This window comes from Robiginitomaculum antarcticum DSM 21748 (assembly GCF_000365025.1).
In the GTDB taxonomy this organism is placed as follows: Bacteria; Pseudomonadota; Alphaproteobacteria; order Caulobacterales; family Maricaulaceae; genus Robiginitomaculum; species Robiginitomaculum antarcticum.
This window is the reverse complement of the sequence record NZ_KB823012.1, coordinates 100,501-112,999: the sequence shown is the minus strand read 5'-3', so window position 1 is coordinate 112,999 and position 12,499 is coordinate 100,501. Positions and strand designations below refer to the sequence as shown.

Genomic DNA, 12,499 nt, shown 5'->3' with positions numbered 1-12,499 from the left:
AAGCAGGATGTCAATCAGTGTCGCCGTAATGGAAGTCGCAAGCCGTTGTAACATCAACTGCTCATATTGGTATATGTATAATCACGGTGATTTATCATATTTGAAACAGCCCAAATTGATGACAATAGAGACTGCGAAATTAATTATACACAGAGTCAAACAGCATTGCGCTCTAAACGCTGTAGATGAATTTCATTTTGTATTTCACGGTGGCGAGCCTCTAATGCAAAAGAAAGAGTTCTACAGAATTTTTTGCAAACTGGCGCGGGAGCAATTAGAGCCCTCGGTGTCTCCTATTTTTTCCCTACAAACGAATGGTATTTTACTATCCGGAGAATGGGTAGATATTTTAACACATTGCGAATTGGCATTGGAATAAGCATTGATGGTTCGAAGGCTGTTCATGATCAATTTCGTTTAGATCATAAAGGCAATGGAACTTTTGATCGTGTGAGTTCAAAATTTAAAAAATATAAGAATAAAATTGATGACGGTATCGGTATCTTAAGCGTAATCAACATTGAGGCTTGTCCCGTAGAAACAGTAGATGCTTTTTTTGATTTAGGGGGCACTCGAGTTGATTTTTTACTACCTGAAGCAAATCACGTGAAGGCCCCTTTTACGCCTGAAAATGTAAATTATACATATGGGTCATGGTTAGTTGCAGCCTTTAAAGCGTGGAATGAGAATCCGAAAAAAGCCAAATGAAAATTCGTTTGTTCTCCCTAATAATGGAGTCATTCTTTGGAAACTCTAATAGAGTCGATGCCATGCCGGGAGCTTTAGAAAACAAAGTCGTTGCCATTGAAACTGATGGGGGAATAGAACCTGTGTCAGCTTTAAAAATTTGTGGTGATAGTTTTACGAAAATGGGGCTTAACGTGTCGACCAACGCTATTTCAGATTTGGAGAAAAACCCAATGGCGGCAGCGTTTTTAAAGGGTGGAAAACAAGTCTCTTCAATTTGCAAGGCGTGTGACGTATATGAAATATGTGGAGGAGGATATTTCCCCCATCGCTTTGATGGAGAGTCTTTCAACAATCCGTCAGTATATTGCGAATCTTTGTACACCCTCATTTCATCAATCCAAAACGAGATTATGACAAAAATCCCGGAAATGAAAGAATGGATTCGTCCTATCGCAAGTGATAGACATATAAGTGCTTCAACCCTTGTGCAATGTCTTGAATGTATCTCTGACGAGGGCGTCAATTAATATAAGTTTTGCTCACAAACCCGATGCGATGAACGGATTATCATGTTAAATTAGATGTGATTTAAACCCCTTAATCAATCCTGTAAGACCAAGTTATTAATAGTGTAAAAACTGAATTTTATTACCCCGGTTGCGGTCTCAACACATTGTCAATTAATGTGCGAAGCATCCAAGCGGATAACAAATAATCACGGCCTATAGTTTTGATAACTCATAATAGTTCGCCATAGTTCGCCGCAAAAGTCTTACCTTTCCAGCGATGTTTGAACGTATGTGCGGAACACGACCTAATATGTGGGACCTTAGAGTTTTCATCAAAATTTGCCCTTTAACTTCTAACCCCGTCTATTTGGAACTATGCCTGCACGCGCCCGTTGATTTTGCAGTTGCACTATCGGGAGGCTTAAATGTCAGATTGGATTTACACAAATTGGACCAGCGCTACGGCTATCGCGTTCGGAGTGATCATGGTTTATATATTGATGGTTGGGCTCACGCGCCTTGCAGGCCTGCGCAGTTTTTCGAAAATGAGCCCCTTCGACTTTGCCATGACCATTGCTATCGGGTCCGTTTTGGCCAGTACGGCTGTCTTCAAAAAACCCGCCCTTGTCGATGGAGCGATAGCGCTGACAGTTATGTTCGCTCTGCAGTATCTTGTCGCTTATTTGCGTAAATCGAATGCGGGCTTTGCAAGTCTGATTAACAATCAGCCGCGCATTTTGATGTGTGATGGTGAGATTGACTATAAAGCACTGGCTGAGACCAAAGTGACGGAAAACGATCTGATCGCTAAACTCCGCGAGGCGAATGTATTTAACTTTGCGCAAGTACGGGCGGTCGTCCTGGAGACAACAGGTGATATCAGCGTTCTGCATTCCAGTGACGACAGAGAGCTTTTTGAAGACCGGATTTTAAAAGGTGTGAATTAGGCACTCAACCCCTTGCGGCGGCAAAGCGACTCTCCTTACAGCTTGAGACTGATTGATCGGAATGCAACTCATGGCCAAACTCTACTTTAATTTTTCTGCCATGAATGCAGGTAAGTCGACCATACTATTACAGTCGTCCCATAATTATTTTGAACGCGGCATGCACACTTTGCTGCTTAAACCCGTGATCGATGACCGCGACAGCAAGAGCGAGCTGATTACATCGCGCATCGGGCTGGAGGCGAAGGCCGACACATTTTCTGATACCGATGATTTAGAAGCCCATATATTGGCCGCCCATGCCGAAAAGCCTATCAATTGCGTTTTGTTGGACGAGGCGCAGTTCCTAACACAAGACCAGGTCTGGCAGCTCTCACGGGTCACTGATGATCATCATATCCCAATCATGTGCTACGGCTTGCGCACGGATTTTCGCGGCGAACTGTTCCCCGGAAGCGCGGCGCTTCTCGCACTAGCCGATGACATCCGCGAAATACGCACATTGTGCTGGTGCGGTAAAAAAGCAACGATGAATATGCGCGTCGATGATCGCGGCAGGGCCGTGACTGAAGGCGAGCAAATTGAAGTTGGCGGCAATGAGCGTTACATAACCTTGTGCCGCAAGCACTGGCGCGAAAAGCATATTAACGCCGCCGACGCCGCACAATAACAGCCCGCCTCATATACAGGGCAGGCATTTATCCGTGACTAATATTGCGGTATGAGCGCGTCTTGTATCACAGACCTACAGAAAACTTTGGCCATGATAACCATCGACCCGATTAGCTTTGAGCTCTGGCACACCGACAAAGCGGCCTTCGCGCAAAAGCTCGGCAGGTCCTTTCGCGAAACCGGCTTTGCGATTGTCTGCGGCCATACGATTGATGACGTGGTCATTGCGAAAGCCGACGCGGCGGCGGAAGCGTTTTTCGAACTGGATGACCCTATTAAGCGCCAATATGTCGACGCGCAGGATGGCTATCAGCGCGGCTACTCTCCCTTTATGACGGAAAATGCCAAGGGGAGATCACAAGCTGACCTCAAAGAATTTTGGCACCGCGGCCGTCTGCTTCCTGCGCACTCGCCCTACCGCTCCTTTATGAAAGGTACGCCCCAAATTGCGGAGCTTCCGCAATTTGATCCCGCAACTTTGGCATTATTCGAGGCGCTGGACAGTTTCGGGGAAGTTCTTCTGCGTGCCGTCGCGCTCTATCTGAATCTGGACGAGCATTGGTTTGACGACAAAGTGGATGCCGGCAATTCCATTTTGCGGCTTTTGCATTATCCCCCGCAAACGGGCGATATTCCCGAAGGTGGCGTGCGCGCCGGCGCGCATGAAGATATCAATCTCATCACGTTGTTACTCGGGGCCGAAGAAGCAGGACTTCAAGCGCTACACCGCAGTGGAATCTGGCTGGACGTCAATGCGCCCAAAGGCTCCATTGTGGTCAATTGCGGAGATATGCTGCAGCGGCTGACGGCGGGGATTTTGCCGTCCACAACACACCGCGTCCTAAACCCCGCGCCGGAGCGCGCGCGACATTCGCGATATTCAAAGCCGTTCTTTTTACATCCAAATGGAGATTTTGTGATTAGCGCCCTGCCCGGCTGTATTGCCCAAGGCGGGACGGCCGAGCCGGATATTACGGCTAAGGATTATTTGGACGAACGTCTGCGTGATATTGGCCTTAAGGCTTAAAACCCAACCAATATTCCCGCTAAAGCGGCGCTCATGAGATTGGCCAGCGACGCCGCAAAAACGGCCTTGAGGCCCATTTTAGCAATGTCCGCCATACGGTCGGGAATAAGAGCACCCAGCCCTCCAAGCAGGATGGCAATGGAGCTGAAATTGGCAAAGCCGCACAAGGCAAAGGTCAGGATGACAACTGTGCGCGGCGACAAATCCCCCTGCACATTGGTCAGGCTGATATAAGCTATAAATTCGTTCAGAACGACCTTTTCGCCAAAGATGGCTCCGGCCTGCTGCGCCTCGGCCCAGGGCACATTAATGACATACATGACGGGCGCGAAAATCAGCCCGAGAATGCTTTGTATCGTCAAATCTTCAAATCCGGCAAAACTTCCAAAATACCCCAACAGTCCGTTACACATTGCAATCAGCGAGACGAAAGCGAGCAGCATAGCCCCGATGCCGACAGCGAGTGCCACGCCGTTTTGCGCGCCGACAGCGGCGGCCATAATGACATTGGGGTGACTGGTAGTTTTGCCAAGCGTGAAAATATCCTTGAACTCTTCTTCATCACCCGCCTCGACCTTAGGGTCCGGCATGATTATTTTTGCCATCAACAATCCTGCGGGCGCTGACATGAAACTGGCCGCGATCAGATATTCGGGGCTAATGCCCAGCTGAATATACCCGGCCATGACCGTGCCCGCGATCGAGGCCAGGCCGGAGACCATAATGGTGAACAGTTCGTGCCGCGAAATACCCGGCAGATAGGGCTTAAGTGTCAACGGCGCCTCGGTTTGACCGACGAAAATATTAGCGACGACATTCAGCGATTCAATCGGCTTTGTGCCTGTGAGAACATGCATGGCTTTGCCGCCAAAGCGCACAATCAACTGCATAACTCTCATATGATACAGCACTTCCATTAGCGCTGAAAAGAAAATCACAACCGGCAAGACGCGGACCAGAAAGCTAAAGCCAAGACTCTCATCCGCCAGCCCGCCAAAGATCATTTCAATCCCCGCCGTGGCGTAGCTCAGCAGGGTAATCACTTTGGCTGATATGACCTGCAGCACATCTTTACCCAGCGGCACATACAAAACCAGAATGGCAATCAATACCTGCAGCGCAAAGCAGGACAGCACGATACGCGGACTAATCGCGCGCTTATTATTGGAGGCCATAAAAGCCACAAACAATATGAGCGCAACGCCGAGAAGACCAAATAAAGGGTGGTTCATGAAGGGGCTCGCTTGGGGGAATTAATGGGCAGCGCTCATCACGAGCAGGCTTGAGGCCTTCGAGGATATAGGAGGAAGACCGCCTGATATCCGCTCAACAAGGCCGGACAGATCCGACATATACTCGTCCTGTTCGATGATATCATCCGCATTATCCGCCGAAGGGGCAACGTAATGTTCGTGGGCCGGCTCTACATCTTGAGAAAATTGCTTAATAACGCAAGATTGCGTGCGGCCGCGCTCGGCCACATCACGCGCCAAACGGCGCTCCAGACGGCGTGTGCTTTCGCAGCGTAAATATAATGTCCGGTCCAGCACGCTTTGCAATTGCGGTGCATGGAGGATCAACATGCCCTCAACAATGATAAAGGGGCGCGGCTCAGCAGGCTCTGCCGGGCGGCGGCGCTGATGGGTGGTAAAATCATAATTGGGCAAAGCCACAGCCTCGCCGCGCTTCAACCGGCTAAGGTCATCAGCGAGCAAATTAAAGTCCAGCGCCTCAGGAATGTCAAAATTAGGAAGGCCCTGCGAAGAATCGCGCTCGCTTATGTCGTGATAATAATCGTCCTGACGCACAAGCAGGCACTGCTTCGGCCCTAATCGGCGCTGCAAATGGCGCGCAAGGGTCGTTTTTCCTGAACAACTTCCTCCGGCAATGGCAATAATATAGGACATAGAGACCGATTTTAGTGATTCCAAAACGTCCCGCCTCGGGACGACTTTGCCTAAAGGGAAAACATTTGGGATGCGAGTCTTTATTCCATTCTGTGCAAAACAGCGATTTTGTGCACAAATGTATACAGCTTATCCACGGTTTTAACTGTAATTTCACTTTTATGGCTATTTCCCAATGCCGACTCGGCCACTATTACAAAACTGTCATAAAACTTTTAAACTCTGGCCGTATTCGCACGGCACATATCAGTATTAATCCTTAAGGCTAATTCTTATCATGAAAAACGCATTCTCATCCTTAGGCTTTTGTGCACTTCTCAGCACATCCGCCCTCGCCCTATCCTTAAGCTTGGCTACGCCGGCTTCCGCTCAGGTCACGACATCGTCTATTCGCGGTCAGGTCTTCGGACAAGACGGCGCGCCTGTTTCCGGCGCGACTGCAGTCATCGTTCATACGCCGTCCGGTACAACATCAACAGCCGTGTCTAATACGTCCGGCGTGTTCTCCGCCCGCGGCCTCCGCGTTGGCGGCCCCTACTCCGTAACATTGAGTGGCAATGGTTTTGACACTGTGACGCGCAGCAATATCTACACGAGCCTTGATAACACATATCCGCTAAACATTGCCGTTGGCGGCGGCGGCGACGAGATCATTGCAACCGGCACGCTGTCACAGCAGTCTTATTTGGACACTGGCCTCTCAACAAATTTCAATGCTGCCGAACTGGCTGAAGTGCCCAGCATTGACCGTGATATCACAGACGTGGCCCAGCTTGACCCATTTGCAACCGTAAATGTTCAATCAGGCGGCCCGAAAGAGCTGATCATTGGCGGCGCTAATAATCGTTACAACTCTCTAACAATTGACGGCGTTGCGCTTAATGACCGTTTCGGTTTGAACGCTAACGGTTATCCAACGCAGCGTTCACCCATTCCTTATGACGGCATCGAGTCTCTTTCTATAGAGACTGCGCCGTATGATATCGAATTTAACGGCTTTACCGGCGGCACAATAAATGCCGTAACCAAATCCGGTGAAAATGATATTCACGGCTCTGCGGGTTATTACTACTCAGATGACGGCATGGCGGGTGATAAAGTCCGTGACCGTGACATTGATCAAAGTTTTGAAGAGAAAAGCTATAGCTTCACACTTGGCGGCCCGATCATAAAAGACCGCCTGTTCGCTTTTGCGGCCTATGAAAAATACGAAGAAGCCGCAGCGCTTCGCGACGGCCCTATCGGATCGGGCGCACTGAACGAACGCAATGTTACCCAAGCTGACATCACCCGCATTGGTGACGTCATGCAAAATGTATACGGCTTTGATATTGGCGCATTTGGTATTGAACCTGTTGAAGAAGAGAAATATCTCATCTCAGTTGATGCTAATATCACAAACCAACACCGCGCAAAATTTACATATTTGCACAATGAAGGCTCAACGATTGTTCAAACTAATGGCAACTCATTTTTGACTGATCGTAGAGTCGATGTATTGGGCACGTCCTCAACGTTTTACAACCGCTCTGAAACAGTCGACAGCTATATCGGTCACCTATATTCCGATTGGACACCAAACCTGTCAACAGAAGTGAAAATTGCGTTCACAGAACAGTCCACCGGCCAGGATTCGCTCGGTGGCAACGAGTTCCCGCTCTTCACCGTTCGTACAGGCACAGGTGCCAATGTGACATTGGGCCCGGATACGTTCCGTCACGGTAATGAGTTGGATCAAGAGTTTTTCCAGATCAAAGCCAAGGCTGAATATGTCGCCGGTGATCACACATTCAAGCTTGGATTAGAGCGCGAAGATGTCGACGTTGACAACTTATTCGCACTCAACGCTGAAGGTCAGTATTTCTTTAGCTCAATCGACAATCTGGAAAATGCCGTTGCTGAAACGCTGATCTATGAAAACGCGATCACGAATAATGAAAATGACCGCCGCGCGATTTGGGGCTACAATCTGACATCGCTATATTTCCAAGATACTTGGGACGCAACAGACACACTAACCATGCAGCTTGGCGTGCGGTATGACCGTTATGGTTCAGAGGGTACAATACGTCGGAATGCTAATTTCCAACAGCGTTATGGTTATTTAAACACGATTGACCTTGAAGGGGTGGACGTCATCATGCCGCGCTTCTCATTTAACTGGGACGCAACGGATAACGTCCGTGTCCGCGGCGGTATCGGCAAGTTCTCCGGCGGATCACCATCCGTTTGGCTGTCTAACTCTTACTCCAATGACGGCGTAACAAATGACGACGTCTTCCGCGGAGGCGGCGGCATTAACGTTCCAACGACGCCTGACGCGACAACAGGTAATTATATTCCTGCTGACGTTCTGGCTCAATTAGCCAACACAACGCCGGATGGCAGTGTTGCCGCATTAGCGCCGAACTTTGAAATCCCGACAACATTTAAAGCCAATCTGGGCGTCGCATACGATGTCGACATTCCTTATTTAGGTGACGCTTGGCTGTTGAGCGCGGACGTTTTGTATAACCGCTACGACAACGCTCCGCATTGGTTTGACCAGTCTTGTCTCGAAGTTTCAGCATCGCCTGACGGGCGTCCGGTCTATGACTGTACACAAAACGGCCCTGAAGCCATTGTTGTTGAAAGCGTCGACAAAGGAAACGGTCTTTTGCTGGCTGTTTCAGCCGACAAAGACTGGGAAACAAATTACGGCGATTTCGGCTTGTTCACGAGCTATACCTATTCCGACATCAATGATATCGGCCAAGGGACATCGTCAACAGCGACATCGAATTACTCCGATACGCCGCGTTTCTCTTATCAGGTCGCGCAAACCGGAACATCCAATTTCGAGACAGAGCATTCATTTAAAATGCGTCTGAAGTGGGAAAAAGCGTTCTTTGGTGATTATAAATCACGGGTCTCTCTATTCGGAACGCGCCGTACAGGTCAGCCTTACAGCTACACCTTCAATACTACCGGCCGCGCAGATGTATTTGGCATTCGTGAAAACCGCGCGGATGATGCCGGTGCATTGCTCTACGTTCCAAACGGCATTACTGATCCTCTGTTCTCCCCGCTATCTTTTGGCGGAAATGCAGTTGATCAACAGGCCTTTATTGACTACATTAACGGCTCTGAACTGGCTGAATATCGCGGCGGCATCGCCCCGCGCAATGCCTTTAACTCCCGCTGGTCATCAATTGTAGACCTGAAGCTGGAACAGGAACTGCCGGGCGCATTTGAAGATCATAAGACATCCGTCTTCTTCTCCATCCAAAACCTCGGCAATTTGCTGAATAGCGATTGGGGCGTGATTGAGCGCGTAAGATACGAGTACGAACAGCAAACCGCGAGTGCCACTATTGATAACGGTCAATATGTTTATGGCGATCTGGACACAACCCTGAACCAAGAAATCCTAAGCCAATCGCTATGGCGCGCTCAATTCGGTGTTAAATACGAATTCTAATCACCACCATGATTTGAATTTAAAGATTAAGGGGAAGGTCTTGGCCTTCCCCTTTTTCGTATCTACACTATAAAAACCCTCTGCCTTAAAACCGTCAGGACAGCCCATGATTACTACGCGCCGCACTATCCTCACCGGGCTTTCCGCCTTTGGACTGACAGCTTGCGCGAGCGCTCCGGCGACGATGAAACTCGCCGCGGCGACAGCCAAGGGATTGAGCTATCTCTTTCCATTAGGCGTGGCATCGGGCGATCCAATGTCCGACGGATTTGTCATCTGGACGCGGCTTGCACCCATGCCGATGGCGCCCGATGGCGGCATGAAGGATAACATGACCGTAACGTGGCAAATCGCTGAAGATGAGAGTTTTGCCCGCATCATCCGCGCCGGAGAAACGGTCGCGACATCACAATGGGCGCATAGCGTTCATGTCGAAGTTGAAGGGCTGCAACCGCTGCGTCCTTATTATTACCGCTTTATCGCCAATGGCCAGACCAGCCCGGTTGGACGCGCCAAAACAACACCGCTGTTTGGCGCAAGCGTTGAGAGCCTTCGCATGGGCGTCGCGTCTTGCCAACATTATGAACAGGGATTTTTCAACGCCTATAATGATATGGTCGCGCAAGACCCCGACATTATTCTGCATCTGGGCGATTATATTTATGAGGCAAGCTGGGGCCCGCAAGTGCGCCGCCAAGCCACAACCGAGGCCATCACGCTGACCGATTACCGCCGCCTGCACGCCCAGTATAAAACTGATCCGGCCCTGCAAGCGGCCCATGCCGCCGCGCCGTGGCTGATGATTTGGGATGACCATGAAGTCGTCAATGATTACGCCAATCTGGCCGACGAGAATTACATGCCGCTAGAGGAAATGCGCGCGCGCCGCGCCGCAGCCTATAAAGCTTATTACGAACATATGCCCGTGCGCCTGCGCTCCAAACCGGCCGGCGAACATATGCGCCTTTATGATTATTTCCACTACGGAAATTTGATGACCATGGCGTTGACCGACGGGCGGCAATATCGCGACGATCAAGTCTGCCAGACCGCGGACGATGGCGGCGCGCGCGCGGTGGCGATTGACAGCTGTCCGCAGCTCAATGATCCGTCGCGCTCTATGTTCGGCAAAGCGCAGGAACGCTGGCTGATGCCAAGCTTTGCGCGCAGCCGCGCGGAGTGGGAAGTCCTCGCGCAGCCGACACTGTTCTCCCGCCTGTTCCAGACGGATCGCGACGGCAATGCCGCCGCGTGGAGCGATGGCTGGGACGGCTATACCGCCACGCGCGATATGATCCTTGGCGCGGTTGAGCAGCGCAAACCGAAGAATTTTGTTTCGCTGGGCGGCGACATGCATAGCTGGTGGCAGGCCGATTTGAAGGCGGATTATGGCGATCCCTCCTCAGCCACTCTGGGCACAGAATTCGTGACAACGTCGATCACCGCGCATAGCTATAATTATTCCCGGTTCCAGCGCATGCTTGACGATAATCCGCATATTCATTTTGTTGATGACCGCAAGCGCGGCTATTCTCTCATTGATGTTACGCCGCGTGATTTTACGGTGCAAATGAAAGAGGTTAGCTCCGTCTATGATCCCAATGCCTCCGCAGCGACCGTCAAAACATATGTCGTCGAAAGCGGCGTGGCTGTGGCTAACGACGTTTAGCATCACAATCCGCGCGTGAGCAGCGGCTTGAAATTCTTGACGCCGCCTATCGAATGACGCTATTAGCCGAAAATTTTATGCGTCATCCGGACGCGTAAAATGTTGAATGAGAGGATAAGACGATTTTTAATCAAATTGGCGATAAGCCCGAATTTTTTGAACACCTTACAGAATGCGAAACGATTGCCGAGGCCGTTGATAAGTTAGGCGCGCTGTATGACGATGCTGTAGAGCAATTAAACACCGCTTTTGACGCCTTTGCGAAAACCGGCGAACATCACGGCGGAAAATCCGCCCATTACCCTTATTTGCTGCTGAACCTGCGCGCGCGCAAAGCCGATGGCGTCAAGCCATACGGCTTTGTCAGTATTCGCGGCACAGGATGGTATGGCAGCTCGATCACCCATCCGGAAATTTTTGAAAACTATCTCAAAGAGCAGCTCGGCTATATCGATGCCGCTTATGAGATCGACTATTATGTCGGATATTGCGACGAGCAGATACCCGTCGCCTTCGCGATCGACCCGTCGACCTATGATATGAAGGACGGTGCATCGCGTCAAATCGGGCATTATTTTGTCCTGCCTAATCTCAAGAAAATTCATGATGATTTGGCCGACGGCGCCTTCGAGCCGCCCGAGGACGAGCCGCTGCCCCTGTCGCTATTTCCGGCCCTGCGCACAGATTATTCACTGCAACGTCTCAAACATTATACCGCGACGCCGCCCTCACATTTCCAGAAATTTGTGATTTTCACCAATTATCAGCGCTATGTTGACGAGTTCATCGATCACGCGAAAACCATTATCGATAATAATGATAGTTACAGCTTCTCCGCGCCCGGGTCCGGCAAGGTCGAAACCTCGGTGGATTACAATCCCGACCCAAAGATGAAGCTGCCGCAAATGCCCGCCTATCATCTGATGGGTGAAAATAATGAAGGCATTACCATCATCAATATCGGCGTCGGGCCGTCTAATGCCAAAACCATTACCGACCATTTGGCTGTGCTGCGCTCGCATTGCTGGTTGATGCTGGGCCATTGTGGCGGTCTGCGTAATACGCAAGTTCTGGGAGATTTCGTCTTGGCCCACGCCTATTTGCGCGATGACCAGATCCTTGACGATGTGCTTCCGCCCAGTATTCCGCTGCCCACGATTGCCGAGGTTCAAATCGCCCTAACCGAAGCTATATCCGAGGTTATGCAGCTGAGCGGCCAAGAGATGAAGCAGCATGTGCGCACAGGCACGGTCGTGACCACGGATGATCGCAATTGGGAGATGCGATACGCGCAGCTGCGCACGCGGCTCAACCAGTCGCGCGCCATTGCTATTGATATGGAAAGCGCGACAATAGCCGCTAATGGATACCGTTACCGCGTACCTTACGGGACGCTGCTCTGCGTCTCTGACCGTCCGCTACATGGCGAAATTAAATTGCCGGGCAGCGCCGAAGTGTTCTACCGCAGCCGTATTGCGCAGCATCTTAATATCGGCTTGAAAACAATGTCGATATTAAAAAATGCGGCCCAGAGCGGAACCTTACATTCGCGCAAATTACGCAGTCTGGACGATCCGGTTTTCAGGTAGACAATGATATTAAAACAGCCGTTAATCCG

The 12,499-nt window shown here is 50.3% G+C and carries 11 protein-coding genes; 9 read left to right on the top strand and 2 right to left on the bottom strand.

Features of this window, described 5'->3' with window-relative positions:
- The first annotated feature begins 7 nt into the window (after positions 1-7).
- The 6 genes from H142_RS17255 (at position 8) to H142_RS0107305 (ending at position 3,845) form a co-directional block, all read left to right on the top strand.
- Positions 8-379, top strand: a complete 372-nt coding sequence (locus H142_RS17255) for a 4Fe-4S cluster-binding domain-containing protein (RefSeq protein ID WP_083898971.1) — start codon at positions 8-10, stop codon at positions 377-379.
- A complete protein-coding gene (locus H142_RS0107325; protein WP_083898970.1) occupies positions 358-708 on the top strand; it encodes a hypothetical protein in 351 nt (116 codons plus the stop codon). The genes H142_RS17255 and H142_RS0107325 overlap by 22 nt, the downstream gene beginning before the upstream one ends.
- Positions 705-1,217: a hypothetical protein gene (locus tag H142_RS0107320; protein WP_017931463.1), complete on the top strand. Its 513-nt coding sequence runs from the start codon at positions 705-707 to the stop codon at positions 1,215-1,217. Before H142_RS0107325 ends, H142_RS0107320 begins: the two co-directional genes overlap by 4 nt.
- A gap of 407 nt (positions 1,218-1,624) precedes the next feature.
- The gene (locus H142_RS0107315) at positions 1,625-2,146 is read left to right on the top strand and encodes a DUF421 domain-containing protein (protein WP_017931462.1); all 522 of its coding nucleotides are present in this window, start codon (positions 1,625-1,627) and stop codon (positions 2,144-2,146) included.
- 70 nt (positions 2,147-2,216) lie between these two features.
- On the top strand, positions 2,217-2,816 hold the full coding sequence (locus H142_RS0107310) for a thymidine kinase (protein ID WP_033315110.1): 600 nt from the start codon (positions 2,217-2,219) through the stop codon (positions 2,814-2,816).
- Between the two features lie 51 nt (positions 2,817-2,867).
- Positions 2,868-3,845, top strand: a complete 978-nt coding sequence (locus H142_RS0107305) for an isopenicillin N synthase family dioxygenase (RefSeq protein ID WP_017931460.1) — start codon at positions 2,868-2,870, stop codon at positions 3,843-3,845.
- On the opposite strand, the gene H142_RS0107300 is transcribed toward H142_RS0107305, so the two are convergent.
- Together H142_RS0107300 and H142_RS14795 are read right to left on the bottom strand one after the other, a co-directional pair.
- Positions 3,842-5,077, bottom strand: coding sequence for a NupC/NupG family nucleoside CNT transporter (locus H142_RS0107300; RefSeq protein WP_017931459.1), 1,236 nt, complete (start codon positions 5,075-5,077; stop codon positions 3,842-3,844). The two genes, H142_RS0107305 and H142_RS0107300, sit on opposite strands and share 4 nt — an antisense overlap.
- A gap of 21 nt (positions 5,078-5,098) precedes the next feature.
- Entirely contained in the window at positions 5,099-5,776 is a 678-nt protein-coding gene (locus H142_RS14795; protein ID WP_156811948.1) for a uridine kinase family protein, read from the bottom strand.
- A gap of 253 nt (positions 5,777-6,029) precedes the next feature.
- Between H142_RS14795 and H142_RS0107290 the strand changes: the two genes are divergently transcribed.
- From H142_RS0107290 to H142_RS0107270, 3 genes are all read left to right on the top strand, one after another.
- Positions 6,030-9,212 (top strand): TonB-dependent receptor, encoded by a 3,183-nt coding sequence (locus H142_RS0107290; RefSeq protein ID WP_017931457.1) that lies wholly within the window; start codon positions 6,030-6,032, stop codon positions 9,210-9,212.
- 106 nt (positions 9,213-9,318) lie between these two features.
- Positions 9,319-10,881 carry an alkaline phosphatase D family protein gene (locus H142_RS0107280; protein ID WP_017931455.1) on the top strand — a complete coding sequence of 521 codons (1,563 nt, stop codon included), beginning with the start codon at positions 9,319-9,321 and terminating at the stop codon, positions 10,879-10,881.
- A gap of 122 nt (positions 10,882-11,003) precedes the next feature.
- A complete protein-coding gene (locus tag H142_RS0107270; protein WP_156811947.1) occupies positions 11,004-12,470 on the top strand; it encodes an AMP nucleosidase in 1,467 nt (488 codons plus the stop codon).
- Positions 12,471-12,499 lie beyond the last annotated feature (29 nt).

Bases quoted from the DNA above. Each gene is read 5' to 3' on its own strand.
- H142_RS17255 (WP_083898971.1), top strand. From the start codon at position 8: ATGTCAATCAGTGTCGCCGTAATGGAAGTCGCAAGCCGTTGTAACATC.
- H142_RS0107320 (WP_017931463.1), top strand. From the start codon at position 705: ATGAAAATTCGTTTGTTCTCCCTAATAATGGAGTCATTCTTTGGAAAC.
- H142_RS0107315 (WP_017931462.1), top strand. From the start codon at position 1,625: ATGTCAGATTGGATTTACACAAATTGGACCAGCGCTACGGCTATCGCG.
- H142_RS0107310 (WP_033315110.1), top strand. From the start codon at position 2,217: ATGGCCAAACTCTACTTTAATTTTTCTGCCATGAATGCAGGTAAGTCG.
- H142_RS0107305 (WP_017931460.1), top strand. From the start codon at position 2,868: ATGAGCGCGTCTTGTATCACAGACCTACAGAAAACTTTGGCCATGATA.
- H142_RS0107300 (WP_017931459.1), bottom strand. From the start codon at position 5,077: ATGAACCACCCTTTATTTGGTCTTCTCGGCGTTGCGCTCATATTGTTT.
- H142_RS0107290 (WP_017931457.1), top strand. From the start codon at position 6,030: ATGAAAAACGCATTCTCATCCTTAGGCTTTTGTGCACTTCTCAGCACA.
- H142_RS0107280 (WP_017931455.1), top strand. From the start codon at position 9,319: ATGATTACTACGCGCCGCACTATCCTCACCGGGCTTTCCGCCTTTGGA.